This window comes from Tissierella sp. MB52-C2, assembly GCF_030931715.1.
Lineage (GTDB): Bacteria > Bacillota > Clostridia > Tissierellales > Tissierellaceae > Tissierella.
In genome coordinates this window covers 1,778,783-1,804,856 of record NZ_CP133261.1, presented here as the reverse complement: position 1 = coordinate 1,804,856, position 26,074 = coordinate 1,778,783, and the positions used below count along the sequence as shown (strand labels likewise).

At 29.8% G+C, this 26,074-nt stretch carries 38 protein-coding genes and 1 tRNA gene; 31 read left to right on the top strand and 8 right to left on the bottom strand.

Annotated elements, in window-relative coordinates; translation table 11 throughout:
- Nucleotides 1-80 precede the first annotated feature (80 nt).
- Nucleotides 81-1,559, top strand: coding sequence for a stage IV sporulation protein A (gene spoIVA / locus RBU61_RS09070; RefSeq protein ID WP_308879431.1), 1,479 nt, complete (start codon nucleotides 81-83; stop codon nucleotides 1,557-1,559).
- A gap of 85 nt (nucleotides 1,560-1,644) precedes the next feature.
- Here the strand turns inward: spoIVA and RBU61_RS09065 are convergent, their stop codons facing one another.
- A complete protein-coding gene (locus RBU61_RS09065; protein WP_308879428.1) occupies nucleotides 1,645-1,851 on the bottom strand; it encodes a hypothetical protein in 207 nt (68 codons plus the stop codon).
- Between the two features lie 179 nt (nucleotides 1,852-2,030).
- Between RBU61_RS09065 and RBU61_RS09060 the strand changes: the two genes are divergently transcribed.
- Both RBU61_RS09060 and RBU61_RS09055 read left to right on the top strand, forming a co-directional pair.
- Nucleotides 2,031-2,849 carry an alpha/beta hydrolase gene (locus RBU61_RS09060; protein WP_308879425.1) on the top strand — a complete coding sequence of 273 codons (819 nt, stop codon included), beginning with the start codon at nucleotides 2,031-2,033 and terminating at the stop codon, nucleotides 2,847-2,849.
- 137 nt (nucleotides 2,850-2,986) lie between these two features.
- Nucleotides 2,987-3,205, top strand: a complete 219-nt coding sequence (locus RBU61_RS09055) for a MarR family transcriptional regulator (protein WP_308879423.1) — start codon at nucleotides 2,987-2,989, stop codon at nucleotides 3,203-3,205.
- A 290-nt stretch (nucleotides 3,206-3,495) separates the two neighbouring features.
- Here RBU61_RS09055 and RBU61_RS09050 read toward each other — a convergent pair whose 3' ends face one another.
- Both RBU61_RS09050 and RBU61_RS09045 read right to left on the bottom strand, forming a co-directional pair.
- Complete coding sequence (locus RBU61_RS09050; protein WP_308879421.1) at nucleotides 3,496-3,624, bottom strand: hypothetical protein; 129 nt, start codon at nucleotides 3,622-3,624, stop codon at nucleotides 3,496-3,498.
- Between the two features lie 158 nt (nucleotides 3,625-3,782).
- The gene (locus RBU61_RS09045; RefSeq protein WP_308879419.1) at nucleotides 3,783-3,944 is read right to left on the bottom strand and encodes a hypothetical protein; all 162 of its coding nucleotides are present in this window, start codon (nucleotides 3,942-3,944) and stop codon (nucleotides 3,783-3,785) included.
- A gap of 251 nt (nucleotides 3,945-4,195) precedes the next feature.
- Between RBU61_RS09045 and RBU61_RS09040 the strand changes: the two genes are divergently transcribed.
- The 4 genes from RBU61_RS09040 to RBU61_RS09025 all read left to right on the top strand — a co-directional run bounded on the left by RBU61_RS09040 (nucleotide 4,196) and on the right by RBU61_RS09025 (nucleotide 5,455).
- Nucleotides 4,196-4,393: a hypothetical protein gene (locus RBU61_RS09040; RefSeq protein WP_308879417.1), complete on the top strand. Its 198-nt coding sequence runs from the start codon at nucleotides 4,196-4,198 to the stop codon at nucleotides 4,391-4,393.
- Nucleotides 4,394-4,397: 4 nt separating this feature from the next.
- The gene (locus RBU61_RS09035) at nucleotides 4,398-4,499 is read left to right on the top strand and encodes a phage holin family protein (RefSeq protein ID WP_308879416.1); all 102 of its coding nucleotides are present in this window, start codon (nucleotides 4,398-4,400) and stop codon (nucleotides 4,497-4,499) included.
- Nucleotides 4,499-5,140, top strand: a complete 642-nt coding sequence (locus RBU61_RS09030; RefSeq protein WP_308879415.1) for an N-acetylmuramoyl-L-alanine amidase — start codon at nucleotides 4,499-4,501, stop codon at nucleotides 5,138-5,140. The genes RBU61_RS09035 and RBU61_RS09030 overlap by 1 nt, the downstream gene beginning before the upstream one ends.
- A 126-nt stretch (nucleotides 5,141-5,266) precedes the next feature.
- On the top strand, nucleotides 5,267-5,455 hold the full coding sequence (locus tag RBU61_RS09025; protein ID WP_308879413.1) for a hypothetical protein: 189 nt from the start codon (nucleotides 5,267-5,269) through the stop codon (nucleotides 5,453-5,455).
- A 177-nt stretch (nucleotides 5,456-5,632) separates the two neighbouring features.
- Here the strand turns inward: RBU61_RS09025 and RBU61_RS09020 are convergent, their stop codons facing one another.
- A complete protein-coding gene (locus tag RBU61_RS09020; RefSeq protein ID WP_308878343.1) occupies nucleotides 5,633-7,084 on the bottom strand; it encodes an IS1182 family transposase in 1,452 nt (483 codons plus the stop codon).
- Nucleotides 7,085-7,364: 280 nt separating this feature from the next.
- Between RBU61_RS09020 and RBU61_RS09015 the strand changes: the two genes are divergently transcribed.
- The 3 genes from RBU61_RS09015 to RBU61_RS09005 all read left to right on the top strand — a co-directional run bounded on the left by RBU61_RS09015 (nucleotide 7,365) and on the right by RBU61_RS09005 (nucleotide 8,274).
- Nucleotides 7,365-7,514 (top strand): hypothetical protein, encoded by a 150-nt coding sequence (locus RBU61_RS09015; RefSeq protein WP_308879411.1) that lies wholly within the window; start codon nucleotides 7,365-7,367, stop codon nucleotides 7,512-7,514.
- Nucleotides 7,515-7,723: 209 nt separating this feature from the next.
- Complete coding sequence (locus RBU61_RS09010; RefSeq protein ID WP_308879409.1) at nucleotides 7,724-7,936, top strand: hypothetical protein; 213 nt, start codon at nucleotides 7,724-7,726, stop codon at nucleotides 7,934-7,936.
- Between the two features lie 122 nt (nucleotides 7,937-8,058).
- Nucleotides 8,059-8,274, top strand: coding sequence for a LexA repressor (locus RBU61_RS09005; protein ID WP_308879407.1), 216 nt, complete (start codon nucleotides 8,059-8,061; stop codon nucleotides 8,272-8,274).
- Nucleotides 8,275-8,290: 16 nt separating this feature from the next.
- Here the strand turns inward: RBU61_RS09005 and RBU61_RS19570 are convergent, their stop codons facing one another.
- Nucleotides 8,291-8,401, bottom strand: a complete 111-nt coding sequence (locus RBU61_RS19570; protein ID WP_374212500.1) for a Spo0E family sporulation regulatory protein-aspartic acid phosphatase — start codon at nucleotides 8,399-8,401, stop codon at nucleotides 8,291-8,293.
- 121 nt (nucleotides 8,402-8,522) lie between these two features.
- Between RBU61_RS19570 and RBU61_RS09000 the strand changes: the two genes are divergently transcribed.
- Nucleotides 8,523-8,735 (top strand): hypothetical protein, encoded by a 213-nt coding sequence (locus tag RBU61_RS09000; RefSeq protein ID WP_308879405.1) that lies wholly within the window; start codon nucleotides 8,523-8,525, stop codon nucleotides 8,733-8,735.
- Nucleotides 8,736-9,047: 312 nt separating this feature from the next.
- Here the strand turns inward: RBU61_RS09000 and RBU61_RS08995 are convergent.
- Both RBU61_RS08995 and RBU61_RS19565 read right to left on the bottom strand, forming a co-directional pair.
- Nucleotides 9,048-9,121, bottom strand: a tRNA-Pro gene (locus tag RBU61_RS08995).
- Nucleotides 9,122-9,247: 126 nt separating this feature from the next.
- Nucleotides 9,248-9,463 (bottom strand): tyrosine-type recombinase/integrase, encoded by a 216-nt coding sequence (locus RBU61_RS19565; RefSeq protein WP_374212522.1) that lies wholly within the window; start codon nucleotides 9,461-9,463, stop codon nucleotides 9,248-9,250.
- Between the two features lie 231 nt (nucleotides 9,464-9,694).
- Between RBU61_RS19565 and RBU61_RS08990 the strand changes: the two genes are divergently transcribed.
- From RBU61_RS08990 to RBU61_RS08905, 18 genes are all read left to right on the top strand, one after another.
- Entirely contained in the window at nucleotides 9,695-9,874 is a 180-nt protein-coding gene (locus RBU61_RS08990; protein WP_308879404.1) for a hypothetical protein, read from the top strand.
- Between the two features lie 606 nt (nucleotides 9,875-10,480).
- Nucleotides 10,481-10,627, top strand: coding sequence for a hypothetical protein (locus tag RBU61_RS08985; RefSeq protein ID WP_308879401.1), 147 nt, complete (start codon nucleotides 10,481-10,483; stop codon nucleotides 10,625-10,627).
- Between the two features lie 622 nt (nucleotides 10,628-11,249).
- Nucleotides 11,250-12,317, top strand: coding sequence for a GNAT family N-acetyltransferase (locus RBU61_RS08980; RefSeq protein ID WP_308879398.1), 1,068 nt, complete (start codon nucleotides 11,250-11,252; stop codon nucleotides 12,315-12,317).
- 367 nt (nucleotides 12,318-12,684) lie between these two features.
- A complete protein-coding gene (locus tag RBU61_RS08975) occupies nucleotides 12,685-13,317 on the top strand; it encodes a class I SAM-dependent methyltransferase (RefSeq protein WP_308879397.1) in 633 nt (210 codons plus the stop codon).
- 182 nt (nucleotides 13,318-13,499) lie between these two features.
- A complete protein-coding gene (locus tag RBU61_RS08970; RefSeq protein WP_308879394.1) occupies nucleotides 13,500-14,030 on the top strand; it encodes a GNAT family protein in 531 nt (176 codons plus the stop codon).
- A 53-nt stretch (nucleotides 14,031-14,083) separates the two neighbouring features.
- Nucleotides 14,084-14,401: a hypothetical protein gene (locus RBU61_RS08965; RefSeq protein ID WP_308879393.1), complete on the top strand. Its 318-nt coding sequence runs from the start codon at nucleotides 14,084-14,086 to the stop codon at nucleotides 14,399-14,401.
- Nucleotides 14,402-14,489: 88 nt separating this feature from the next.
- A complete protein-coding gene (locus RBU61_RS08960; RefSeq protein ID WP_308879392.1) occupies nucleotides 14,490-14,747 on the top strand; it encodes a hypothetical protein in 258 nt (85 codons plus the stop codon).
- Between the two features lie 54 nt (nucleotides 14,748-14,801).
- Complete coding sequence (locus RBU61_RS08955) at nucleotides 14,802-15,668, top strand: hypothetical protein (RefSeq protein ID WP_308879390.1); 867 nt, start codon at nucleotides 14,802-14,804, stop codon at nucleotides 15,666-15,668.
- A 357-nt stretch (nucleotides 15,669-16,025) separates the two neighbouring features.
- Nucleotides 16,026-16,241: a hypothetical protein gene (locus RBU61_RS08950; RefSeq protein ID WP_308879387.1), complete on the top strand. Its 216-nt coding sequence runs from the start codon at nucleotides 16,026-16,028 to the stop codon at nucleotides 16,239-16,241.
- A gap of 189 nt (nucleotides 16,242-16,430) precedes the next feature.
- Entirely contained in the window at nucleotides 16,431-16,601 is a 171-nt protein-coding gene (locus tag RBU61_RS08945; protein WP_308879385.1) for a hypothetical protein, read from the top strand.
- Between the two features lie 192 nt (nucleotides 16,602-16,793).
- On the top strand, nucleotides 16,794-17,141 hold the full coding sequence (locus RBU61_RS08940; RefSeq protein ID WP_308879383.1) for a TIGR04076 family protein: 348 nt from the start codon (nucleotides 16,794-16,796) through the stop codon (nucleotides 17,139-17,141).
- Between the two features lie 837 nt (nucleotides 17,142-17,978).
- Nucleotides 17,979-18,134, top strand: a complete 156-nt coding sequence (locus RBU61_RS08935) for a hypothetical protein (RefSeq protein ID WP_308879381.1) — start codon at nucleotides 17,979-17,981, stop codon at nucleotides 18,132-18,134.
- Nucleotides 18,135-18,914: 780 nt separating this feature from the next.
- On the top strand, nucleotides 18,915-19,151 hold the full coding sequence (locus RBU61_RS08930; protein ID WP_308879379.1) for a helix-turn-helix transcriptional regulator: 237 nt from the start codon (nucleotides 18,915-18,917) through the stop codon (nucleotides 19,149-19,151).
- Nucleotides 19,152-19,613, top strand: a complete 462-nt coding sequence (def, locus tag RBU61_RS08925; protein WP_308879377.1) for a peptide deformylase — start codon at nucleotides 19,152-19,154, stop codon at nucleotides 19,611-19,613.
- Nucleotides 19,614-19,897: 284 nt separating this feature from the next.
- Nucleotides 19,898-20,764, top strand: a complete 867-nt coding sequence (locus RBU61_RS08920) for a type II CAAX endopeptidase family protein (RefSeq protein WP_308879375.1) — start codon at nucleotides 19,898-19,900, stop codon at nucleotides 20,762-20,764.
- 276 nt (nucleotides 20,765-21,040) lie between these two features.
- A complete protein-coding gene (gene ymfI, locus RBU61_RS08915) occupies nucleotides 21,041-21,781 on the top strand; it encodes an elongation factor P 5-aminopentanone reductase (RefSeq protein ID WP_308879373.1) in 741 nt (246 codons plus the stop codon).
- Between the two features lie 289 nt (nucleotides 21,782-22,070).
- Nucleotides 22,071-22,541 carry a hypothetical protein gene (locus RBU61_RS08910; RefSeq protein ID WP_308879368.1) on the top strand — a complete coding sequence of 157 codons (471 nt, stop codon included), beginning with the start codon at nucleotides 22,071-22,073 and terminating at the stop codon, nucleotides 22,539-22,541.
- A 563-nt stretch (nucleotides 22,542-23,104) separates the two neighbouring features.
- Nucleotides 23,105-23,407, top strand: coding sequence for a hypothetical protein (locus tag RBU61_RS08905; RefSeq protein ID WP_308879366.1), 303 nt, complete (start codon nucleotides 23,105-23,107; stop codon nucleotides 23,405-23,407).
- A 328-nt stretch (nucleotides 23,408-23,735) separates the two neighbouring features.
- Here the strand turns inward: RBU61_RS08905 and RBU61_RS08900 are convergent.
- Nucleotides 23,736-24,856 (bottom strand): IS3 family transposase gene (locus RBU61_RS08900; RefSeq protein ID WP_308879365.1). Its coding sequence is split into 2 segments (ribosomal slippage): nucleotides 23,736-24,607 and nucleotides 24,607-24,856, totalling 1,122 coding nucleotides; the frame shifts between segments, so codons are not numbered across the junction.
- Between the two features lie 74 nt (nucleotides 24,857-24,930).
- Here RBU61_RS08900 and RBU61_RS08895 point away from each other — a divergent pair.
- Together RBU61_RS08895 and RBU61_RS08890 are read left to right on the top strand one after the other, a co-directional pair.
- Nucleotides 24,931-25,602: a tyrosine-type recombinase/integrase gene (locus tag RBU61_RS08895; RefSeq protein ID WP_308879796.1), complete on the top strand. Its 672-nt coding sequence runs from the start codon at nucleotides 24,931-24,933 to the stop codon at nucleotides 25,600-25,602.
- On the top strand, nucleotides 25,580-26,008 hold the full coding sequence (locus RBU61_RS08890) for a DUF6262 family protein (protein ID WP_308879364.1): 429 nt from the start codon (nucleotides 25,580-25,582) through the stop codon (nucleotides 26,006-26,008). Before RBU61_RS08895 ends, RBU61_RS08890 begins: the two co-directional genes overlap by 23 nt.
- Nucleotides 26,009-26,074: the final 66 nt, after the last annotated feature.

Genomic DNA, 26,074 nt, shown 5'->3' with positions numbered 1-26,074 from the left:
TAATATTTCTCAGTACTCCACGTATATATATAATGTTAAGTATTGTATTTTAATAATTATATTTATGAGGGGGGAACGATGTGGAGGTATTTGATATATACAAAGATATTTCAGAACGAACAGATGGGGATATTTATGCAGGTATCGTCGGACCAGTTAGGACAGGTAAATCCACATTTATAAAGAGGTTTATGGAGTTGCTGGTTTTACCTAATATCGACAATAAACATAAGAAAGAAAGAGCTAAGGATGAATTGCCTTTAAGTGGGTCAGGGAAAACAATAATGACTACTGAGCCTAAATTTGTACCTAATGAGGCAGTAGAGCTTACTTTAAACGAAAATGTAAGTTTTAAAGTAAGAATGGTAGATTGTGTAGGATACTTAATTAGTGGTGCTCTAGGACATGAGGAGAACTTTACTCCTAGAATGGTAACTACGCCATGGTATGACAAAGAAATTCCTTTTGAAGATGCAGCAGAAATAGGCACAAGAAAAGTCATAGTAGATCACTCAAGTATAGGATTAGTAGTGACAACAGATGGTTCCATAACAGATATAGACAGATCTAATTATATTAAGGCAGAAGAAAGAGTAATATCAGAACTAAAAGAATTAGGAAAACCATTTGTGATAATACTAAATTCAAAACATCCTAACCTAGATAGTACCATGGCTTTGAAGGAAAGTTTACAGGGGAAATATGAAGTATCAGTAGTAGTAGTTGACTGTCTAAATATGGACACTCAAGATATAGAAAAGATATTTGAAAAACTATTATTTGAATTTCCAGTAAAGGAAGTAACAATAAATCTTCCAAAATGGATAGAGGGATTACCAAAAAAACATTGGATAAAAGCAAATATCTTAGATGCTTTAAAAGAAACTATAGAAGGACTTCATAAATTAAATGAGGTTTCAAGTTTCTTAGGTCCTTTAAAAGATTTAGACATAGTGAAGAATGTAAATCTATCTGAAATTAAGCTAGGAGAAGGAGTTGTACATTCTGAAATAGTAGTTGATGATGGACTGTTTTATAGCGTATTAAATGATATGACAGGATATTCAATAGAAGGAGACTATCAATTATTAGGCTTAATTTCGAAGTTAGCAGATACTAAGAAAAAATATGATAAGATTGAAAAAGCATTAATTGAAGCTAAGGAAATTGGATATGGATTAGTTAGTCCTAGCTTAGATGAAATGGAATTAGAGGAACCGGAAGTTTATCGTCAAGGAAATAGATATGGGGTAAAATTAAAGGCAAAGGCTCCATCACTTCATGTATTAAGGGCAGATATAGCCACAGAAGTATCTCCGCTAATAGGTACAGAAAAGCAATCTGAAGAGCTTATTAACTACTTATTATCAGAAGTTGAAGGAGACCCTTCAAATATTTGGCAATTAAACTTATTTGGTAAATCATTATATGATTTAGTAAATGAACAACTCCAAGGAAAGCTCAGTACAATGCCAGAGGATGCAAGACAAAAACTTAGAAGGGCTCTTGAGAGAATAATCAATGATGGCAGTGGCGGATTGATCTGTATAATTATATAAGATATTTATATCATGGAAAAGGTAGAATAAAGTTCTACCTTTTTTAATATGATGATTAAAATTATTAAGAAAAATTCTGGATACTTTATAAGGTGATTATTCCCAATAAATCAGCAATCCCTATGCCCGATGCTAATATACCTATAATTATATAGAGTATGGAAGCAGCATTATCACCAATTAATCTTCTAAGTCTTGTGGCTTTACGGCTTTCCCAGTAGAATCTTGGTTTCATAATAGTACAAATAATTGCAAATATACCAGCTATAACAAGAACAATAGAGAGAAACATAAAAACACCTCCTTTGTAAAATTGCAAATATAAGTAATTATAGCAGAAAAGATAAAGCTATTGATATAGTTCTAAAGTACTAATGAAAGTATTTCTAAGAAATTAGTTTGAAAATTCATAAAGATATAGTTAAGAGAATAATATTCTAATATATCATTCAAATTATAGGGGGAGAGTTGATGGGATACTATGTTAATGTAGAATCAGATGTAAAACTTTATGTGGAAGATCTTAATCCAGTAGGTAACAAAACAATTGTTTTTTTACATGGATGGCCTGGGAGCCATGAACTATTTGAATATCAATTTGATCAACTCCCTAAATGGGGCTATAGATGTATAGGAATAGATCAGAGGGGATTTGGCAAATCAGATAGACCATGGGGAGGATATGATTACAACCGATTGGCTGATGATGTTAGAGAAGTTGTTGAGAAACTTAAATTACAAAATTTTGTCTTAGCAGGACACTCAACAGGTGGAGCAATAGCCATTAGATATATGTCTAGATATAATGGCTATGGAGTATCAAAACTTGCCTTGTTTGCAGCAGCAGCTCCTAGCTTAATAAAACTTCCTAACTTTCCTTATGGCGTAGATGTAGAAGTAGTAAATCAAATAATTGAAGGAACATATACAGATAGACCTAAAATGCTTAGTAATTTTGGGGATATATTTTTCTTTAAATATATAACGCAACCATTCTCTTATTGGTTTCTACAACTAGGATTGCAAGCTGCAGGTTGGTCCACTGCTGCCATTGCAAATACCTGGAAGAACGAGCAATTATTTAATGATTTAGGGACAATAAATGTTCCAACATTAATTATTCATGGAATTCACGATAAAGTTGTTCCATTTCAACTAGGTGAAATACAGAAAAAATGTATCAAAAATTCTAGACTTATACCATTCTGTTATAGTGGTCATGGATCATTTTATGATGAACAAGATTTGTTTAATAAAGAATTAATGAATTTTATTGAAGAAAAATTTTAAAAATAATTAAAGACTATTAATGTTTGGGGAGAAAAAATCCCTGGACTTTTACAATGAGTTAATTCTACATAAACAGACAAATCCCTCTTTACATAGAACTAACGTTTCTGTATAATGGATTTAAAGGGGGAGAGTGTATGTTAACTGAAAGAGAAAAGGAAATATTAGAGATTATAATTGATTACATTGAAAAAAATCAATATGTTCCATCTGTTAGGGAAATATGTAAATTAGCAGGATTAAAATCACCAAGCACAGTTCATAAACACTTAACTAAACTTGAAAATAAAGGTTATGTTAAAAGAAAAGAAAAATCTCCAAGGGCATTACAAATATTGAGAAGCCCTGAAAAATAGACTCGAACTAAAAGACATAATCATAAATATATAGAGATAATTCATACAGTAATTATTATATTAATTGCTATTGCTAATAAAGTTAATGTCATACTAATATATATAAAGGACCTACTATAGGTTCTTTTTTCGCCAACTTTTTTAATAAATATTAATATTCACGAATCAATTTGCGTGTCATTCGGTACAAATACAGCAAGTTATACCTAAACATACATAAATTCAAAAAAAGAAAAAGAGCTTATATCCAGCGGTATAAGCTCTTATCTTATTGCGAGCCAGTTGAATTATTAATTATATTTTCTTCCTCTTTCTCCTATAATATTATCAAATACATTTGCTATTTTTCTCTCTACTGATTCTAAATGATAAATATAAAAATCTGTAGTATTAGGACATATATTTGAAATATTAGACATTTATATCACCTCTTAAGTAGTATATACACAAACAAATATAATGGAACTCACGAATTGTTTAAAGTAGGTGATGAATAGTTTGTTGTCTATGGCAATATAAGGTTAGAGAATAGATTTATAAAAATAGAATCGGGGACAGGCCCCGATTAATGTGAGATTTAGCACCTTCTTTTTCCACCAAAGAAGCCACCGAATAAATCATCACCACAGAAACAGAAAATAACTATTAATACAATAAAAAATATTAATATTGAATTATTATTTTTATCACAGTCTCTACGGCAGTCACAGTCTCTGTCTATACCACATAAATCGTTCACAATAAGCACCTCCTATTTATTTGAGAGAAGAGTTCTCATACTAGAATATGCGACTAGTAAAAAAATGTTAATCAAGGGGCACACAAATATGGAAAAGAAAATAATAACTGAACACAGCAAATACTATATTCAATAAAACAGTAGAGGCTCTAGAAGCCCAAGGGGGACTAGACTTTGAATTAAATTATAAGTATCTAACAGCAGAAGAATATAAGGGGAGCTATGGACCACACTTAAATAAAAAGGTTAATATGACTTATAAAATAGAATTGAAAGCTACATTAGAAAGAATGTTAGGAAATGAATATTATAGCATAGAAGAATTGACTAATTTACTAGGGCTAAAAGAGAGACTAGCATATAAAACATTTAGAAAAGTTAAGCAATATTCAGAGGGGATGAAAAGAGAAGATAAGATATCGATTGATTATTACTCTCATGACAGATGAGGGTATGAGTATAATTGAAAATGCAGGCTTAATGGGGATACCTATTCCAAAAATATTATCTGATTCATTTGATATATTAAGGAAGAAAGAAGAGGTGAAAGAATAATGAAAGTATTTTTAGATGCAGGCCATGGAGGAAAAGATCCAGGAGCATTAGGTAATGGATTGCAAGAAAAAGATATAGCGTTATCAGTAACATTAAAAGTAGGGGAAATACTTAAAAGACATAATGTAGAAGTAATATATTCAAGGACCACAGATGTATTCTTAGAACTATCAGAACGTACCAATCTAGCAAATAAAGCTAATGCAGATATATTTGTATCTATACATTGTAATGCTGCTGAAAATGTAAATGCTAAAGGTGTAGAGACATTTAGTTATCCTAATAGCACGAAAGGTACAGCATTAGCAAAATGTATTCAAGATAGTATATTACAAAGTAAAATTTATACTTTAAATAGAGGAATAAAAACAGCTAATTTTGCAGTATTAAGGCAAAGTAATATGCCATCAGCTTTAGTAGAATTAGCTTTTATTACTAATATAGATGATTTTAAAATACTGAAAGATAAGCAAGAAGAATTAGCCTTAGCTGTAGCAAAAGGAATATTGAATTACTTGGGAGTGAAATATATTGAGAAAACTAAAATAGATTGTAGTCCATGGGCAGTAGAGGCTATGGAATGGGCTAAAAAATTAGGTCTTACTGATGGAACTAATCCTAAGGACTCTAGATTAATCTAGAGTCTTTTTAATTTTGCAGAATATGACTGAATTTATATGAATTTGCCTATAAAAATAAGAAGGAAAATGAGATTTTATATAGAATTATTATAGTATCAAATTAAAGGAGATGGTATTATGTTTAAAATGAAAAAAATGTTAATAGCTCTTTGTCTGAGTCTTGTTTTGCTTAGTCAATTTGCAACGACAAGTGTTTTTGCAGCATCTAATGTACCGGCAAATAAGGAAGAAGGTGGCGGAGGCACCGTCCCTGGTGGCGGTGGTGGCGGTGGTGGCGGTGGTGGCGGTGGCTGCGATGAAAAAGAGGCGCCTTAAATTCTGAGAAATAAATGTTTACTGTAAGAAAGACCTTAGAGTAAAATCGAGGCCACTGAAAAACATTAGTTGCTTTTCTCGATTTTTAATCTAGATAATGAAATTAAAACGAACTAGGGATATTTTTTATCACTAGTTCGTTTTTCTTTAATAAAAGCTTATGATATTAAATTTAACTTACTTTATTAATGCAATTATTCTTTTTAAATTTACTGCAAATATTGTGAGTGCTCCTTGCAATTCCATGCCAATTAGACATGAAGATGATGCTATATCATATCCATGTCTATGCTTTAATTCGCTATTTTTAGCCTCTATTTTATACCGTTCTTTTACTCTCTCTTTAAAATACTCTGTTTCTTGAAAATTCATTTGCTCTTGATGAGTTACAGATTTTATAGATACAGAATATGATTTTGTTTTTGCACCTTCTTTATAGCATCCATCTTTATGCGAACAACATTTACACTTTTCTATGTCAAAATAATATGTATTGACTTGATTTCTTGCTCCCCCTTTTTTACCTTGGCGTGCTTTCCTTATTGCCATATGCCCTGCTTTACAGACATACATTCCAGCATCTTTATTATATTCAAACTTGTCCTCATTTTTTCTATTGCCGTGGGCTACTGTAGGATTTAGCTTTGAAATTAATCTAAATTTTTCTTCCTTGGCATACTTTATATTATCTTTTTCTGAGTATGCGGTATCTCCTATTACTTCATTTACTTCAATACCATTTTTACGTGATTTTTCTACTAAATCTTTTAATTGTTTACCATCATGCTTTTCTCCAGATGTTATGGTGGCTGCAGTTATTATTCTTTCTCCTGTCAATGCTAAATGAGTTTTATATCCAAAAAAAGAAGTGTCTGCAGTTTTATGACCTACTTTTGCATCCTTGTCATTAGCATATTCTAGCATTTCTAAATCATCTTCAATTAATTCTTTTAATAAATTCATTTTCTCTTTTACTTTAGGGTATTGCGATATTATTTCATTGTTTTCAACAACAGATATTAGTTTTTTACAATATTGTATTTCATCTTCTAGAATACCGCTATTTACTTTTGGAGGAAATTCTTTTTTTATTGAGTCATCTATTTCATAGACTGATTTTCTTAATTTCTTAGAGTATTCAAGAAGGATTTCTCTTTGCGATTTTTGGTTATATCTTGCTTTAGTATGAGTGGAGTCCACAATGATTGAATTGCTTTTTATTATACCTTCTTCTAATGCTATTTCTACAGTTTTTCCAATGAGTAAATCGAGTAAATTAATATCTTTTAATCTTTGTTTTCTAAACTTTGTTAAAGAACTTGGATTAATAACGTCTTCTTCTGGTGCCATATTAAGGAAATACTTAAATGACATATCATATCTTGAACGTTCTACGACATCTATATCTGATAAATCATAAATTACTTTTAGAAGAAGGTATTTGAACATTCTTAAAGGATCAATTGCACCTCTTCCATTATCAGGAGAATATTTTGTGATTAATTCATCATAAACAAATGAAAAATCAATCATTTCATTTATCTTTCTAAGGATATTATCTTTTGGAATAATCAAATTGTATATTTCACTATATGTACTTAAAATCATTTCCATTTGTTTTTTTAGCATTAGAATCACCTTCATCAATTAGAATGTATTTATATATATATTCTACAACAAAAAAAGCATAACTCCTACAACTATTATTGTATTTGTTATGCCTTTAATTCTATTTTACTAGTACTTTTTCAGTGGCCTCGTAAAATCTAGGGTCTTTTTTTATTTTTTGAAACTGTTTTACAAACCTAGTATTTGCAAAGGTTATACTAAATAAAATGTTAGGAATAATTGCAAATAAGCATTGACAATACTCAATATATTGAGTATAATATAATTAGGAGGTGAGGGAGTGAATGACAGGATAGAAGTAGATGAGTTAATAAGACTAACAATTTCTATAGTACAGTTAGTAACAGCAATAGTAGCACTACAAACTGTAAAAGAAAATAAAAAGAACTCATCTAAAAAGACAAGTTCTAGTTCAAAGAAAAAGAAGTAAGGTTATAGGGGAGCACCACCTCCCCTATATAAACCTCTTTATATATATTATAACCTAAATAAAATAAAATAACAAAATAAAGATAAACTACAAAATAATAAAGGAGTGTTTTATTATGATATATATCACTTTAATTATTAGTATAATAGCCTTATTAGTATCTTTAAAGGCTTATTCAGAAGTTAAAAGAAAATAGGAGGTATATTGATATGGCTAAAGCTAATAATCCACGATTACAAGCCCAAGTGACTCCAGAACTAAAGGAAATTACCGATAAAATGCTAGAGCATGTTGAGATGAGTCAAGCACAGTTTTTTGAAAGATATTTACCTACTTTATTTCTTGCAATAGATAAGGAGAAATATCTTGAACTAGTACAGGAAGTTTATGGAGAAAAAGAATTAGAAAAATTATTAAAGTAGACTAGGGAGAAATCTCTAGTCATTTTTCTTTTTTATAATTAACACCTATTCTACATAATTTGACAAACTACCCTTTACACAGAACGAATGTTCTGATATAATCCAGTAAAGGGGGAATTTATATGCTAACTGAAAGAGAATCACAAGTACTAAATATAATAGTAGATTATATAAAACAAAATGAATATGCTCCCAGCGTGAGAGAAATAGGAAAAATAATGGGATTAAAATCTAGCAGTACTGTTCATATGTATTTAAAGAATTTAGAATTAAAAGGATTTATTGAGAGAAGAGAAAACATTCCTAGAGCATTAAGAATTATTAGACCAGAAAATTAATTCTGGTCTTTTTTTATTATAATTTTTCAGCAATTAGATCATTGTATTTAGTTATAACGATATTAAGTTCTTGACTAGCTTTAATAATTTCGGGATCTTGTAAATTGAAATCCTTCTTTTCAATCAATTCATTACTTGGTAATACACCGCTATTGTTAGAATTTGTATGAAATTGCTTATGAAAATAAGAAGGAAAATTAAGTTTAATATAGAATTATATAAGTAGAATTAAAAGGGGGTGACAAACAATGAAAAGAGCAACAAAGATTTTACTACTTCTTATGGTATGTATCATGGTGTTTGGGTCTACATTATCTGCTTATGCAGGGCCAGTATGTTGTGCACATATGAACATATCCACTAGATATGAACCAGCTCATCCAGGGACTTATATAATTAACTATTGCACTAATTGTGAAGCAATTCATTCCAGAAAATGGATACCACAAGGCATGAATTAGAAACAGTTAGGTTCAGGGGAAACTCTGAACCTAATTATTTTTAAAAATAAAAAATTAATTACTGAAGTTATAGACTGAGGGAAGCGTATCACTTTCTTCTGGTCTTTTTTATTTTGTAGATATTCACGTGCCAAATAAAAAAATAAGAACCTCAAAAGGTCCTTATTCCAATAAAATATATCATTAATCCCCGTGCCAATTCGCGTGCCATTTAGTTCAAATTCAGCAAATTATATCCAAATATACACAATTTAGTGTAATAAAGAATGGCTATTTTTCAACGTTATCAGCTCTTATCCTAATATAAAAAAGTCGGGATGACAGGATTTGAACCTGCGACCCCAAGTCCCCCAGACTTGTACGCTACCAAACTGCGCCACATCCCGATATATTTTACTATCTCGTGTAATCAAGTGTATGACAAGATTGAACGAGATAATAATTTCATTATAATCAATATTATAGCATAAAGAATATCAAAAAGCTAACATGAGTTTATTTTTTGCTTAATTTTACTTATTCGAAGCTAGGAAATCATCTATTTTGTTAGCCGCTTCTTTTTGCATATTTTTTAGAACATGAGAGTAGGTATCCAATGTTATTGATATATTGAAATGGCCTAATCGTTCAGAAACTACTTTAGCTGCAACATTTAAATTCATAAGCATTGTTGCGTTAGTATGACTAAGGTCATGAAATCTTACAGCCGATAAGTCACTACTTCTTATTAAATCTGTGAATCATCTTGAAAAAGCAGAAGAGTGGATAGGTTGTCCATCTTCTCCGCAAAATACTAAATTATTATCTACATAACATTTTCCTAGTTTTAACTTCTGTTCAATTTGTTGAATTTTTTGTTTCTTCAATATAGCTAGTGGCTGATCTGATAGAGAAATAATTCTATTTCCACTTTCACTTTTAGGTTCCTTTCTAGGAGGGGAATAAAAAAGAAATTATCATTGAAGAAGCTAAGGAAGATTATAATAAACTACTTCAAAGATTTCATAAAGCAAATGATGAGAGATTTATATAAATATTTTGGGCAGATGAAAGAAGAAAATCAGGAGATGTATAGTATTGCAAATATATTTCATGAAATTGGGACGAAGGAAGAAAAAAGAGTATTTAGAGAAAATTAGAAAGCAGAATAAAGCTTTACAAAAATAAAAAGAATCGGGGACAAGCCCCGACTCAATTATTGTGAATTAGAAAATATCACAGTTACAGAAAATAACTACTAAAAGTAAAAAGAAGAATAGTAAAGAAGTATCCATACCGCATTCTCTTTCACATCCCCTTCTGCCACCTAATAAGTCACCCATAAAAACACCTCCAATTTAGTTGAGATTAAGTGCTCTCATAATAGAATATGAAAGATAGTGATAAAGTGTTAATTATTATTTTTAGAGGTAGTGAATGAAATTATGAGCTAAATAGACAAGTTTTATAGGAGTAATAGAGATAAAAAAGAATCGGGGACAAACCCCGACTCAATTATTACCTGACTAAATTATTATAAGTTAGAAGATAGCACAGTTACAGAAAATAACCACTAAAAGTAAAAAGAAAAATAATAAAGAAGTATCTATACCACATTCTCTTTCGCATCCTCTTCTGCCACCTAATAATTCATCCATAAAAACACCTCCAATCTAGTTGAGATTAAGTGCTCTTACAATAGAATATGATGGATAGTAATAAAGTGTTAATTTATTAATTAATAAATTGAAAGAGGGTGAAGGAATATGGCTAAGAAACAAATAACAACTATAGCGGCAGAAGTAGCAAGATTATTAAGAGAAAATCCAACGTGGAAATATTACGAATGCATTAGAACAGCTAGGGAGATGATTAGTAATGAAGATATTGAGAAAATAGAAAAAGCTAATTAGAGGGGATATTACTTAAAGAATATATAGTGGGTAGTATTTTGAGATATTAGTTGTGATATGGTCTGAATAAGAGTATCAAGAATTTATAAACAAAAAGTCTCCTAAACCTAGGAAGAAAAGCAAATATAGAAATTTGGGATAAAGTTAAAACTATCTATTCAGCTGAAAAATGGAGTATGAAACAATGAAGAAAATCACATGCAAAAGATGTGATAAATTACTTCTTGAATTAAAAGGAAAGGCAGAAATAAATTGTCCTAGATGTAAGACAAGAAATAAATTTGATACTAAAAAGAATAGTTAATTATTTATATGAAATTGAACATTGAAAACTAAATAATACGGTATTAAAAATAAAAGTATTTACCACAATATACCAGATGGATTCATTATATATGATATAATGTTAATATAAATAATTCGTAATAGTAGGATTAAGCGATATATCAGTTATTCAATAATAAATCTAAAATTTGAATTTAATTTACTAGAGGTGATATCGCTTTAAGCGTTTTCATAGAAATGATAAGAAAGGAAGTGGTCGATATGATGAAAATGACAATTAAGCGTGCAAGGAGGGTTCACGCCCTATAACCCTCCTAAAAATTTAATGGAGGAAAGTATGAGAATAGAAAAAGATAATATTGTAATTAGAAGCGCTACTATAGACGATGCTATTCAATTAAATGAATGGTGGAATGATGGTAGAGTTATGGAACATGCAGGTTTTCCTAATGGTATAGGGGAATCATTAGACGACACTATAGCTAATATAAGGAGCAGAGAAGGGAAACTAAGTCAGCTTTGTATAATAGAAATTATTGGTAAACCAGTGGGGGAACTGAGTTATAGCATTAGAGGTGATGGGGCTGCATATCCAGGGTGGAAAATATGTGACTTTAACTATCAAAATCAAGGATATGGACCTAAAATTATTATGATGCTATTAGAATTTATTTTCACAGATGAAGATATCAATTCCAAGTTTCCAATAGAGAAAATTATTTGGGATACAACGCTTGAAAACGAAAGGGCTCAATATGTCTATGAGAATAAGATTGGAGCAAGGAAGATTGGTATACAAGAAAATGCATGGCAAGATCAGCTAGGAAACTGGCGAAGTGCTGTTGACTATCAAATTAGTAAAGAAGACTTTTTTAATGGGTTCGTTTCAAGTTATCAAGTTAAAAATCGGAATATTTGTAAGAGCATTAACGAAGAAATTAAATCATTTAAAGAATTCGATTATGAATCATTTGTAAATATGTTTAATTCTTATTTTTTAGATGACTTCCAAATTAAGTTACAATATTCGAAAATTGAAGAGATTTGTTTTGATATAATAGAAAGGGTAAAAAAACAAGTTATATTTCTTGATTTAATTAAGGTTAATAATAAGTCCATAGGATTTATTATATACCAAATTGATTCTCCAAAAAGTGATTGGTGTCAGAAGGAAGGGTTTGGTTTTATTCGAGAGATATATATTGAAAAAGAGTTAAGGAAGCAAGGTTTAGGAAAGTTACTAGTAGCTCATGCCGAACAATCTCTCAAGGATAAAAATGTTGAGGAAGTATACTTAACTTCAGATAATAATGCAGCTTTCTGGAATCAATGTGGATATACATTAACTCATGAGACTGGTTATAGAAATGAAGATCCAATTTATATAAAAAAAGTTAATCAATAATATCTTATTTACTAATCAATTTATTACAAAACATGTATTATCTAATGAACATTATTTAAATTAAACGTCTTTAAAGCTAAAATTGAATATTTTACTTCAATACCGTATTATTCAGGAATGAATTTTGCGGTATTTTTATCTTATATTTAAGTAACTAAAGATATTTATGTGAAGTAATAATTAGAAATTTTAACATTGAAAACTGAATAGTACGGTATTAGAAATTTTATCAGATTATTCGAAAATATATGAAAAATAGAATGAATATGCTATAATTTCCATATAAGTAAGTCATAACAGTTAAATTATGCGACATTTGAATTATTTATAGGCAGTCATACAAATCAAAATTTGAAGAGGTGAGAAGATGAAAAAACAGGATGATGATAACACATCTGCTAGTAATTGGAATGCGTTTCAGAAAGATAAAAAACGCAATGTACCTTCTAATGCCGCAAAAATGGCCTTAAAATTATTCGACAATAGAAAGGGCTTAGCAATTGATATTGGTTGCGGTGCGGGTGCAGATAGCTTATTGATGCTGGAGCAAGATTGGAGTGTTATTGCTCTTGATCATAATACGCTTGGTATCAATATAGTTTATGAGAATCTTGATGCAGAGAAAAAAGACAATCTTTATATTGTACAAGATACATTTGAAAATATGAAGTTGCATACTTGTAATTGGCTTAATGCCAGTTTTTCGCTTCCATTTATAAGTCCTAAAGACTATGATGATGTGTGGCAGAAAATAAGTAACTCAATAGCACCAGACGGTCGTTTCTCTGGAACCTTTTTTGGAAATAAAGATAGTTGGGCACCTGGAAATACATTAAGGACATTTCACACGAAAGAACAGGTTATTAAACTTTTTGGAGGTTTTGAAATTGAATGGTTTGATGAGCGAGAACGTGAAGGTACATCCATTGATGCATCGCGTGTAGAACACTTAAAGCACTGGCATGTTTTTGAGGTAGTGGCAAAAAAAGTACAGCTTTAAAATAAGAGTTAAATTTCAATTGTTTATCGTATTCACTATTGGTATACTGGAAGCTAAGCTTGATTAAGTATTATTTTCTTTATAGCCCAAATAGATTCATTATATATTATATAATATCCACATAAGTAATTCATAATAGTAGATTATAACGAACTAAAGACATATGAGGAGATGCAAAGAATATGAAACAAAAAATAAGATTATCCTTAGCTACAGTGGAAGATATAGAATTCATTGTTAATGTAAAAATTAACGCTTCATTATGGCCATATGAAGATGATATTCCAACTGATAAGGATGCTGTTCGCAAGAATGTAGGTAAAAGAATTGATAGCAATTGGTATAAACAATACATAATACAACTTGATAACCTAGAGAGAACACCTATAGGGGTACTGCATATTCATTGGTATGTAAAAGAGCGTGGAAGTTGGGAAATTGGTTATTGTATCTTTCCCGAATATAGGGGACAGGGTTATTGTGTAGAAGCTACAAAATTAGTGTTGAAATACGCTTTTGAAGATTGGAATGCACATAAAGTGGTTGCTATGTGTAATGAACACAACATCGCGTCATATAAGGTAATGGAAAAGTTAGGGATGACCAGAGAAGGAATATTCCGAGAAGAATTACCCTGGCAAGGTAAATGGGTAAATCAACTCTTTTATTGTATTCTTGATAGCGATTATCGAAAAATCAGTAGCTCTATCTAACTTCGCAATATTTATATTAAACATCATAATTATTAAAATTAAGGGGTAGAGCTTTGAAAAAGGAAAAGACTCTTACTATAACTACAATTTGTAGCATTATAGCTTTGTATATTATACTGCATATTACACCAACTGTAGCATTGAGAACTCATTTATTTATGAACGGCTATCCTGTTATTGCATTTACCACAGGAATAGTAGATGATGAATTTCATAATAGGATAGATAAACAAATTCTTGAAAGTCAAAGCGCTAAATGCTATACCCTTACAAAACCAGCATTTGAGAGAGCAACAAAAGGCCAATTAAGAAATTATAAGGTAACTAAAAAAGGTGTTCTATATTTTGCTGAATACTATGGAGAATTATAAAAGTAATCAATATCATTTATATTAAACTTCATGAATTATTAAAATAAAATATTTTACTGAAATACAGTCTGATGAAGGAGTAAGTAAGATGGTAGGAGATTTTAATATCCCAAGCGATTTAAATATTTTTACGGAGTATCAATGCAAAGTAGATAAATCAGAGAATAATTTGTTAAAGAGATTTGTATATTCTCCAAATATAAGCATGTATTTAACTATTGATGATAATGGAGAAAAAGGAATTAACCAAGTAAAAGATGAAATGAATCATTTTTCAGGAGTAATATTTGAAGATAATAAAAATGATTTAGTCACTAAATTTATGCGAGATGTAACAAGAAACTAGAAAGGCTTTGATTATCCATTTAACCATTGTATAATATGGAAGGGGAGGGGTTTAATGGATAATCAGAAAAAAACTAATAAAGGGTTAATTGTACTTATGGTAGTTTTATTTGCACTAGTTATGATGGTATGGGGAATTCTTATATCTGCATTTTTTATCTCTAAGAAAGATAATAGTAGCAATCCCACATCTACAGCAATAGAAGATGTTGAAGAAATAGAGGATGTTATAGATGAAGAACAGGAAAGTAAACTAGCAGATGAAGAATTTGAAAAAAATATTGCATTAGCAGAGGAAGCTTATACTAATCAAAACCTAGACAGTGCTATTAAGTTTGTTAATGCAGCATTGAATATAAAAAATAACGAAATAGCCATTGAGTTAAAAAATAAATGTATTGAGGAACAAAATAAAGAAAAAGAGGAAAATAACAGGATAAAACAAGAGCAGAAAGATAACCTTCTAAAAAACATTGCTAAAAAATATGATGATATGAATAATATATACTGGTATACTCCAAATGGCAATTTAGAATATGATGTAAAAGATGGTGAAGTTTTTTTCTTTTATGTTTATATGGGTGAGAAGGGTAATAAATTGTGGCTTAGAATGACAACAGGATTCGAAGATTCTGAATGGACCTTTGCTAAAAGTATAATAGTAAAGGCAGATGATTATAGATTTGATATACCTTTTGACGTTTTAAAGGATAGAAAAGGAGATGTAATATACAGAGGGATTAGAGAGTGGATTGATATATTGATTGATGAAAATATGGTCAAAAACCTAAAAAAGGTCATAGACTCAAAGGAATCTAAAATAAGATTCACTGGTGAAATTTATCATAATGAATATACAATCAACTCTACACAGAAAAAACAATTAAAAGATATTATAGATTATTATGAACTAGTAAAATAGAAGATTACCTTTGGGTAGTCTTTTTTTACTATATTTTAGGCGGGTAAATATATGAGAAGTTTATTAAAACATCATAAACTGAACTTAATCCAGGCAAGGCATAAAAAATAATAGAAGATGATTTTGACAATGGATTAGGTGAATGGAAAGTAGTTGAAGGAGATTGGCACCAGGTAACAGTAGATATTAATGCAGATGATAAATCAGTAGTATTGAGAAAATGTTGCTGAAACATTTACAGCTAGTACGTTTTTATAATCTGACATAGTAGATATTAATCCATAAAAAGGCTTGAACTCCTCTCATTTGAATAGTAACCTTAAACTACCATATAATACTAACAAGGGAGGGGTATCATTGAAAAAGATACTAGTAATACTAATAATTATTTCATTATTCATATCTGGTTGCAGTAGTACTCTGAGTAAATCAAGCAATAATCAAGATATGATTGAAAGCATTATACCAGAAGGAGAAAGTGAAATAGGGAAACTGACATTATTTAAGAAAAATGATAAAGTTGAAGCAATTCAAGAATCAGGGCCATTTACTGTGAAAATTAACAAAATGTAAGTTTCAGAATTAGAAGTTGGTGAGAAATACAAAAGGACGTTCTTCGACAATAAAGATGTTGTTACTATTGTAGAGTTAGAAGTAGAGGCTGAAAACAAAAGCACAGAAACTAACATAATATATCCAGAACAAGGAACGATAGTTACAAATACAAAAGAACAAAAGGATGCACATGAAGTTTTTTCGTCAATGATAGGCGGAGAATATATAGGAGAAATAATTAGCGAAGGCTATATATTCTTCATATTAGATTCAGAAGCAGAAGAAATAACTAGTTTTAAATATGTAATTTCAGGACCGATTGATTCAGATGGGAATAAATTAGGGGAAGACATTACTTTTGATTTGTCATTCGATTAATGATGAACCATAAACAAAACATTTACTTAATTCTAGGTGTTTTTATTATGCTTAAAAACATGAAAGGGGCAATGATACAATGAGATATATAAACAATTATAAATCGTTGAAAATTATGGTACAATTAAATATATAAATTAAGTTACAATTTCACTAAATTGTACTTCATAAATTAGAATTTGGAGGTTAATCATGAAAAAATGGTATGATGAGGAGTATGAATTTGAAATTGAGGTAACTGGGTTTCTTCGCAGTGACCATACAGAGCGGTACTGCCGAAACGGCGAGGAAGTCGGGGATAAGTATACCTGTACCTATGGCTGTCCCATAAATGTGGATGGACAGGGTATCTGTTCCAAGGTCATGATGATTATGTTCCCAATCATGGAGTCGGTCAGAAGTGGCGGAGATTTAGAGAACATTGGCGGCAATGGCAAATATAGCAAGGACATTGTATGCCCGGATGGCTGCGTCATGTTCAGGCTGACGGCAAAGAAACTTGACAATGAGAATTTTTATAAGGGGAAGTTTTTTGATTAGTTTTGATTTTTATTGTGCTCAGTTTGAAGATAAGTCAAAATATATAAATTTCAGTTTGTAGTTGAGTTTATAGTCACTATTAAAAGAATAATTTTTACATATTATAAATTTAGGGAATAGATTTAATATATTACGAATCAAAGTCCAGCAATAACTTTGCTGGACTTTGTCAATATCAGATACTACACATATATAGTATGTAAAGATTAAGTTTTTTAAAGTTTTTTTAAAATTTACTCTTGATAAAATTAGATCTAGTCTTTTTTATTTTAGAAGAAATATTTATTCGATAACATTAATTTTCTGGTTTTTGTTATTTAGATAGAAAAAAGACAGAAGATTATCTTCTACCTTGCAAACATTCTGGTAACATAAAGTATAATAGCGTATAAAAAAGTATGATATTTTGAATATGCAAATTTTAATAAAATGTGTATTTTCTTAGAAGCATAAGGATAGTATAATAATAAAAAATAGTCTAGAGCAGAACCCCCCAGACTTGTACGCTACCAAACTGCGCCACATCCCGATAATATTTAGTCACCCTTGCAATCAAGTAGATATAAAGATTACAAAGGGTTTTGCACTTCTTATTAATCAACATCATAGCAGGATTATTTTAAACTGCAAACTATTTGCAAACCTAACTACTTTAATAAGAATTGTTTCCCTAGTAAAGCTAAGGAAATTATCCATTTTTTCAGGAGCTTCTTTTTATGCATCTCGTAATACATGAGAATAAGTATCGAATTTTATTGATATATTAAGTGACCTAATCTTTTAGATGCAACCTTTTCTTGAACCTTCAGATTGATTAATAATATAGTAGTTAATGCAATGAAAAATTATGGGTCTTATGAAGAGATGGAAGCACTAAAAAGCATGTCACCTACAACTAGAAAAGTAGTTAAATATATGAGTTTGGAGCGAAATGTAAATGTAGATTGGCTCAACAGTCAAGTGATAAGATTGGCACTATTGAAAATGGCCTAGCAGGGCATATAGCAGAAGAGAACTTTACTAGATTTAATAAAGCATATCCTAATCTAGTGACGGATCTAGTAGGTTAGAATTTATAAATTAATTATAAGCAAATTGAATCGGAGACAAGCTCCGATTCAATTATTCTGACTTAGAATAAATCACAGTTACAGAAAAGAACCACTAAAAGTAAAAAGAAGAATAATAAAGAAGTATCCATACCACATTCTCCTTCACACCCTCTTCTGCCGCCGAATAAGCCGCCCATAAAAACACCTCCTGTTCAGTCGAGATTAATTACTCTCATAATATAATATGAGGGATGGTAATAAAGTGTTAATTTATTAGTTAATAAATTTAAAGAAGATGAAAGAACACGACTAAGAAGCAAATAACAACTGCAGTAGAAGAATATGTTGAGATTGTAGATGAACTTAAAATAGCGTATTCAGCTGACAAGTGGATCATGAATCAACGAAGAAAATAAGATGTAGAGAGTGTGGGAAATTACTCATTGAACTTGAAGGAAAAGCAGAAATAATGTGTCCTAGATGTAAGATTAAGGATAAAATTGATACTAAAAAGAATAGTTAATCATTTACATGAGATTGAACATTGAAAACTGAATAATACGGTATTGGGAATAGTATAATCAAAATTATAGGCTATAGTTAATATATTTATTGAAATATAAAATAATTTTTTAGAATATGTCATGTAAGGTTAACTTGATATAAAAATATAATAATGCTATATTTAAATGTAATATCAACATTACAGGAGTGGTAATTAATGAAAAATAGAATAAAGGAGTTGCGTGAATCCTTTAAATTAACTCAAGAACAGTTAGCGGAACTTGTTGGTGTATCGAGGCAAGCTATTAATGCAATTGAGACAGAAAAGTTTGAACCATCTATATGGTTGGCTTATGATATTTCTCAAACATTTAATTGTTCTATAGAGGATATTTTTCTTTTTGGACAAAGCGAAAGAAAATCAAGATCACAGCAAAGTAGAGGTGCAGTTTAAATGGCATTAAGACAAATTAGATTATTTGGTGATGAAATATTAAGGAAAAAGAGTAAAGTAGTCGAAGTGGTAGATGATAAAATAAGGCAAATACTAAATGATATGACAGATACTATGTATAATACAGAAAACGGAGGAGGGTTAGCTGCCCCACAGATAGGTTTATTAATACGATTGGTTGTAATAGATATGGGGGAAGGTCTTATCAAACTAGTTAATCCAAAGATAATTAATCAGGAAGGAACCCAAGAGGTCATAGAGTGGTGTTTGAGTATTCCAAATACATGGGGTAAGTTAATAAGACCTGCGAAAGCAACAGTACAAGTATTAAATGAAAATGGTGACGAAATTATCTTGATGGCTACAGGAGATTTAGTAAAGTGTTTTTGCCATGAAATAGATCATTTAGATGGGATACTTTTTACTGATTTAGTTACTGAGTATATAAGTAATGCTATTTAAATATACAATCTTTTAATATAAAACAAGCTTTAATACCGTATTATTCAGAAAAGAATTTTACGGTATTTTTATATTATGTTTAAAGTAACTAAAGCTATTTATGTGACATAACTATAAAAAGTGAAACTTGAACCTTGAAAACTAAATAATACAGTATTGAAAATAAAAATTTTATTATAACAGGAATGTGGCAAAATATGGTATAATCTTATCGTTAGATAAATTATATTAGTATATTTATATAGCATAAGAATTATTTATATCTTTTCACATAGGAGGTTGTAATGGAAAATAAAGTTTCGACTAAAGAAGTTATGATTTCGATGTTAAGTATTTTAGCTTTGGTTGTATCGCAAACAGCAGCTAACTTAATAGGTAGTATTGCATATGTTACTGTAATTCCAAATTGGATTGGTAACATTGCATTTGGTATTGTTTATGTTTTATTGACATATTTTCTATTAAAGATTTTATGCACTAAACTTTTGAAAAGCTTTTTAGAGAATTATGGGATGGGAAAGCCAAAGCTAAAATTGGTATGGCTAATCAGTGCTGGTTTGCTTCCAGCAATAGTTTCAGTGGTATTACTATGTATGCCCGGAGAGTTGATAAGTAATTCTGTTTCTTTGTCTCAAGGAATGAATATCGTCACGGCAGCATTATTCTATTATGGAATTGGTGCTGGGGTTGTTGAAGAAATGGTTTTTCGTGGTATTATAATGCATTCATTGGAAAGTAGATGGAACAAGGTAGTTGCTATTCTTATCCCATCTATGGCATTTGGGTTGTTGCACTTAATAGGGACAGAGATGAACCTCATCAGCATTTTACTTCTCTTTGTAGCTGGCACCAGTGTTGGAATCCTGTTCTCTCTTATTACTTATGAGAGTGGTTCTATTTGGTGTAGTGCAATCATACATGGTGTGTGGAATTGTATCATGATTGGCGGCATTTTAAACATTGGACCAACATATGATAGTGAAGCGATTTTCTCATATGTTCTCAAATCAAAATCAATAATTATTACCGGTGGTGATTTTGGAATAGAAACATCTATTGTTTCGGTTGTTGGATACATCATATTTTCATTATTGGCATTTTATTTGTGGAAAAGGAATCAATATACATCACAAAATAAGCATTACATTTAATAACTATAAAATAAAGTGTTTTTTAATGTACCATATTATTCAGAGAAGAATTATGCGGTACTTTTATGCCATATATCAAGTGAAAAGAGTCGTAGTTTATTATAAATGCGACGTAGTTATTGAAAATGAAGATGAAAACATTGTACATTGAAAGCTGAATAACACTGTATTTAAAAACCAAATTATTTATTAGATAATATAAAAAATATGATATAATTGCTATGTAATATAGATTTAATAAGAAATATAAAATCATACATAGGGAGATTATTATAAATGACAAGTTTAAAAACTGTTATTATAACAGGTGCTTCTAGAGGAATTGGAAGATCTATTGCAGAGTTATTGGCTAATAATGGATATAACATATTGATTAACTATAACAATTCAGAAAGAATAGCTTTTGATTTATATAACAAACTAAAAAGTGAGGGACTATCAGTAAAATTATTTAAGGCGGATGTTTCTAGAAGGGATGAAGTTTGTTCAATGATGGAGTACTGTATTAAAGAATTTGGTTCAATTGATGTACTTATTAATAACGCAGGAATAAGCCAAGAGAAATTATTTATAGATATTACTGATAAAGACTTTGATGACATAATAAATATTAATTTAAAAGGTGTTTTTTATTGTTGCCAAGAAGCATTAAAATATATACTTCCAAAGAAAAGAGGAAAGATTATTAATATTTCTTCTATATGGGGAATAGTTGGAGCTTCTTGTGAAGTTCATTATTCAGCTTCTAAAGCAGGTATAATAGGTTTTACAAAAGCTTTATCAAAGGAGTTAGGGCCATCAAATATTCAAGTGAATTGTATTGCACCTGGTATCATTAAAACGGATATGCTTTCTTCATATACTGAGGATGAACTAAGTAATCTTCAAAACAATACTCCTTTGATGAGATTAGGTGATCCAAGTGATATTGCCAGTTGTGCACTTTTTTTAGCATCATCTCATTCAGATTTTATTACTGGACAGATAATAAGTCCTAATGGTGGATTCGTTATTTAGCATATATTTTTAAATTAATACATTAAAAGTAAAAATACCGTATTATTCAGAAAAGAATTATACGGTATTTTTATATTATGTTTTAAGTAACTAAAGCCATTTATGCAACATAACTATAAAAAGTGAAATTTGAACATTGAAAACTGAATAGTACGGTATTCGAAAGTAAAATATTTACCATATAATACAAAAAAATATGATATATGCTATAATATCCACATAGGTAATTCATAATAGCAAAGAAGTACGACTTAAGATCGTTTATATAGTCAAAATGGAGGTTAAAATAATGAGAATAAAATTTACAACGATTATTTTAATTGTAATTGCATTATGCTTTATTACTTCATGTACAAAACGACAAGACAAAATGGAAGTTTATTCTTTTAGCGGAGAAAATGAAAATATAACAATAAGTAATGGTTTAATTATTGTAACTGATGGTTCAGAAAAGTTTATTGGAGGAGATTTATCTTTTAAAGTTGAAGAACCATCGGATGTTAAAAGTTATTTTAAAAAATTCTTTTTTTACAAAGATGGGGTTGAAATTACTATTTTAAATGGTTCTACAACAACGGAAGGTGCTACTAAAGGTTTACATATCTCATCAGATCTTGGCTCAATAAGTTCAAAAGACTTATTTTATGATAATGATTTGGAATTAATAAAGGGGTCATTAAATTTTTCAATAAGTGGAAATCTGATGAATGGTGAAGATTTTGAATACAATTTAGTTCTTGTTGTAAAAAAGGTTTATTAAACTAATATATTAAATAATATTTATTTGTTTGTATATTGCGCTTTTTATATTAAATGTTATAATTATTAAAATTAAATATTTAGTAAAAATACCATATTATTCAGAAAAGAATTTTACGGTATTTTTATGTCGCACTTTAAGCATTAATACATCTTGTGTTATTTATATGTAATAAAGGAGTGGTTAAAATAAATACCGCTATAATTTTGAGGATAAAAAAATTATTAGCGCTTAGTGAAAGCTCAAGAAGTGCTAGTAAAACATAAGCTTTCGCTGAGAGAGGTCGAATAATGCAATGATTTAAAAATAAATCTAATAGAGAATAAAACAAATATAACATTTACTAAAGTCAAATGAAAGGTAGATTAGCATATGTAATTGTAGAAAATTTTCGATGCTATTCTTTTTTTAGAACTAATAGAACTCATGCCATAATTTTTATGGGGAGAGATGAAGAGCTTACTGTATGTACTATAGTGTTAGAATATGCAATTGATTGAATAAATAGCGTGGTAAAGAAACTCAGATATGAATATTAAAAAGATGGATATTCAACAAAAGTCTTGGAGAATGACTATGCCCTAGGATTTATAGAAGGATTAAATAAGGCTTTCAAAAAACAAAAAGAAGCAAATCAAGAATGGGGATTAGTATTAGTTAGAGACCAAGCTGTCATAGATGAATACAATAATAAAAAATTCAAAGACATTATTAATACTAATACAAAACTTCAAGGTTTTAGAGATGCATATTATCAGGGCATAGAAGATGGAGAATACTTTAGTACATCAGATAGAATTGCAGGAGAAGAAGCAAAACAACTTCAAGATGGAACCTATGAATTGTTTAATACAGATGATGAATAAATATTATTTATGTTATCTTTAGTGATTATAGTATAGATAGTAAATAATAATATAACTATGTAGAATAGTAGTGTTATAGAGGGATAAGAGAGTATAGATAGGGAGTGTATAATATAGAGTAAGTACCATACTTGAAATAGATATTAATAAGAATATATTACCATTGGAAATAGTCATAAAAGGCTTGTACAATAGTAATATGAACTTATTAGACATATAAAACAAGTATGGAGGAACAAGAAAAGTGGAATTGAACACAATAAGATACAAAGATAAAGATATTGTAATCTTACTTGATGACAATATGAAGTGGATTGTCAACACTAAACTAGACAGATTTTTTAAGGTTCTGTAATTTATACTCTCTAGGACTTAAATAATCTAATGTCCCATGAATTCTAGTATTATTAAACCAATTAACATAATCTGCTAGCATGAACTCTAATTGCTCCAAGTTTTCAAAATGATAGTTATTAGTAAATTCAGTTTCGAATATCTTAAAAGTAGCTTCAGCTACAGCATTATCGTAGGGACACCCCTTCATGCTTAAAGAACGTTTGATTTTAAAGGTATCTAGGACTTCATCTATTATTTTGTTTTTAAATTCGTTTCCACGATCTGTATGAAATAGAGTAATATCATCTAATCTAGTTTTAATTCTAGTAAATGCCTTATAAACAAGATTTGCATCTTTGCTAGAACCTGCACTATAGCCTATTATTTCTCTATTAAATAGGTCGACTAATAAACATACATAATTCCATTTTTTATTGACTCTAACATATGTTAAATCACTAACTACAGCTGCATAAGGCTGATTTGTATTAAATTCTCTGTTTAATTCATTATCTATCTTTGATTCATTGCATTTATTCACATAAGGCTTATACTGGGAAACCGTATAGTTTGATACTAAGCCATTTTCTCTCATTATTCTACCGATTTTTCTTCTAGATACTATATAGCCTGCCTTTTTTAGCTCTACTTTTATTTTTCTAGTACCATAATTGTTTCTACTTGCTTTAAATATATCTATGACCTTGGGTGTGACTTCATCTGTAGATTCTTTAGCTTTTGATTCATAGTAATAAGTACTTCTACTAACTTGTAGGACTTTGCACATTGCTGATATACTATATTTGTAAGCATTGTTCTTGATTACATTTATTTTCGTCCTAATATCAGCGCTGCTTGCTTTAAAATATCATTCTCCATCTTTAGCTGCTGATTTTCTTTTCTCAGCCTTATTAGTTCATTTTCCTCGGGAGACCGATTTTCTTTCTCCTTAAATGAACCAGTAGTTTGACTTCTTTTGATCCAAGTATTAAAAGAAGTTGGTGTTAAATCGTATTCCTTCATTATTTCAGCTTTAGGCTTACCACTTTCATATAACTTTACCATTTGTTCTTTGAATTCTTCAGTATAGGTTCTTCTATCTCTTTTAGCCATATAAACGATTCTCCTTTAATATATTGTTTTTAGTTTACATGACCTTAATTTTATTGTCTAGTTAATTGTAACCTATCCATGTTTTAAAAGTAGATAAGTTTACTAATAGTAGATTACCTAACTTTATTAAAAGATGGGATATAAGAGATAATAAAGGAAACCTATATCCATTGAAATCTCACCAATTTAGAGCAACATTTGTTAGAGAACTTATTAAACAAAAAGTTTCAATAGCACATATTATGAAACAATTTTCTCATGTATCAATTGAAATGACTTCACATTATCTTACTTTAAAGGAGGAAGAAGTTAAGGAAATATATTCTGATATGATACTGGGTAAAGATTCTAAGATTGCTGGACTTAGAGCAAAAGAAATTAAGTCTAAACTTGATGAACAGTTTCGAGGTAAAACGGAGCAACAGATTGATGATATAGTATCTAACTTATCTAAATCTATGAGTTTTAATCCGTTACCGACAGGCGTATGCTTTTATGATTTTAGAAGGGGTAATTGTTCTGATGGTGATGGTTGTTTCTTCTATAACTGTCCTAACTATGTTACGGAGGTTAAGTTCTACCCTATTTTAAAGCAAGAATTAGACCTTATGGAAAAAGAAATGGCAAGGTATAAAGAGTTAGGGCAACAACGTTCCTGGGAACGGCAATATGTTAAATATAAATATTTAAAACCATTAGTAGATAGTTTGGAGGAGCAAATGAATGAAGAAGAAGAGAAATGTTAATACAGAAGGATTAAAGGAATTTGCAAAAAAGAAGAACCAAGAAACTATTGAAAAGGTTAATAAAGCAATAGATAAATTGAAGAGTTCTAAAACAAAGAAGATAAACTTTAAAACAGTAGCTGAAGAAGGAGGAGTATCTAAGGCTACCCTATATAATAATGATATTCTAAAAGAGCGTATATTAAGCCTTAGAGCCATTGAGAAAGGTGTTCCTAATGATAGTATTGCTACACCTAAAGATAAAATTAAGGCTAAAGATGATAAGATAAAGCAACTATATGAGGAAATTAAGAAACTTAAAGAAGATAAGCAAAACTTAATTATTCAGTTGGTTGACATGGAAGAATTAAGAGATGAAAATAAAAGATTAAGAGAACAATTGGATAAATTAAAAAGTATTAAGTAAGTCGCAATCGTCTCCAAGCGGGGTTTTGGGCGATAAGGCGTAACAAAAAAAAAATTTTAGTGGAGG

Excerpts from the sequence above, each read along its gene's own strand:
- RBU61_RS09025 (WP_308879413.1), top strand. The coding sequence starts at position 5,267 with ATGAAAAAAATGTTAATAGCTCTTTGTCTGAGTCTTGTTTTGCTTAGT.
- RBU61_RS08930 (WP_308879379.1), top strand. The coding sequence starts at position 18,915 with ATGAAAAATAGAATAAAGGAGTTGCGTGAATCCTTTAAATTAACTCAA.
- RBU61_RS08955 (WP_308879390.1), top strand. The coding sequence starts at position 14,802 with ATGGATAATCAGAAAAAAACTAATAAAGGGTTAATTGTACTTATGGTA.
- RBU61_RS09050 (WP_308879421.1), bottom strand. The coding sequence starts at position 3,624 with ATGTCTAATATTTCAAATATATGTCCTAATACTACAGATTTTTATATT.
- RBU61_RS09005 (WP_308879407.1), top strand. The coding sequence starts at position 8,059 with ATGCTAACTGAAAGAGAATCACAAGTACTAAATATAATAGTAGATTAT.
- RBU61_RS08890 (WP_308879364.1), top strand. The coding sequence starts at position 25,580 with ATGAAGAAGAAGAGAAATGTTAATACAGAAGGATTAAAGGAATTTGCA.
- RBU61_RS08985 (WP_308879401.1), top strand. The coding sequence starts at position 10,481 with ATGGCTAAGAAACAAATAACAACTATAGCGGCAGAAGTAGCAAGATTA.
- RBU61_RS08945 (WP_308879385.1), top strand. The coding sequence starts at position 16,431 with ATGATAGGCGGAGAATATATAGGAGAAATAATTAGCGAAGGCTATATA.
- RBU61_RS08935 (WP_308879381.1), top strand. The coding sequence starts at position 17,979 with ATGAAAAATTATGGGTCTTATGAAGAGATGGAAGCACTAAAAAGCATG.
- RBU61_RS08960 (WP_308879392.1), top strand. The coding sequence starts at position 14,490 with ATGGTAGGAGATTTTAATATCCCAAGCGATTTAAATATTTTTACGGAG.
- RBU61_RS09065 (WP_308879428.1), bottom strand. The coding sequence starts at position 1,851 with ATGTTTCTCTCTATTGTTCTTGTTATAGCTGGTATATTTGCAATTATT.
- ymfI (WP_308879373.1), top strand. The coding sequence starts at position 21,041 with ATGACAAGTTTAAAAACTGTTATTATAACAGGTGCTTCTAGAGGAATT.
- RBU61_RS09000 (WP_308879405.1), top strand. The coding sequence starts at position 8,523 with ATGAAAAGAGCAACAAAGATTTTACTACTTCTTATGGTATGTATCATG.
- def (WP_308879377.1), top strand. The coding sequence starts at position 19,152 with ATGGCATTAAGACAAATTAGATTATTTGGTGATGAAATATTAAGGAAA.
- RBU61_RS08975 (WP_308879397.1), top strand. The coding sequence starts at position 12,685 with ATGAAAAAACAGGATGATGATAACACATCTGCTAGTAATTGGAATGCG.
- RBU61_RS08920 (WP_308879375.1), top strand. The coding sequence starts at position 19,898 with ATGGAAAATAAAGTTTCGACTAAAGAAGTTATGATTTCGATGTTAAGT.
- RBU61_RS08970 (WP_308879394.1), top strand. The coding sequence starts at position 13,500 with ATGAAACAAAAAATAAGATTATCCTTAGCTACAGTGGAAGATATAGAA.
- RBU61_RS09055 (WP_308879423.1), top strand. The coding sequence starts at position 2,987 with ATGTTAACTGAAAGAGAAAAGGAAATATTAGAGATTATAATTGATTAC.
- RBU61_RS09035 (WP_308879416.1), top strand. The coding sequence starts at position 4,398 with ATGAGTATAATTGAAAATGCAGGCTTAATGGGGATACCTATTCCAAAA.
- RBU61_RS09040 (WP_308879417.1), top strand. The coding sequence starts at position 4,196 with ATGACTTATAAAATAGAATTGAAAGCTACATTAGAAAGAATGTTAGGA.
- RBU61_RS08980 (WP_308879398.1), top strand. The coding sequence starts at position 11,250 with ATGAGAATAGAAAAAGATAATATTGTAATTAGAAGCGCTACTATAGAC.
- RBU61_RS09020 (WP_308878343.1), bottom strand. The coding sequence starts at position 7,084 with ATGCTAAAAAAACAAATGGAAATGATTTTAAGTACATATAGTGAAATA.
- RBU61_RS08940 (WP_308879383.1), top strand. The coding sequence starts at position 16,794 with ATGAAAAAATGGTATGATGAGGAGTATGAATTTGAAATTGAGGTAACT.
- RBU61_RS08910 (WP_308879368.1), top strand. The coding sequence starts at position 22,071 with ATGAGAATAAAATTTACAACGATTATTTTAATTGTAATTGCATTATGC.
- RBU61_RS09060 (WP_308879425.1), top strand. The coding sequence starts at position 2,031 with ATGGGATACTATGTTAATGTAGAATCAGATGTAAAACTTTATGTGGAA.
- RBU61_RS09030 (WP_308879415.1), top strand. The coding sequence starts at position 4,499 with ATGAAAGTATTTTTAGATGCAGGCCATGGAGGAAAAGATCCAGGAGCA.
- RBU61_RS09010 (WP_308879409.1), top strand. The coding sequence starts at position 7,724 with ATGGCTAAAGCTAATAATCCACGATTACAAGCCCAAGTGACTCCAGAA.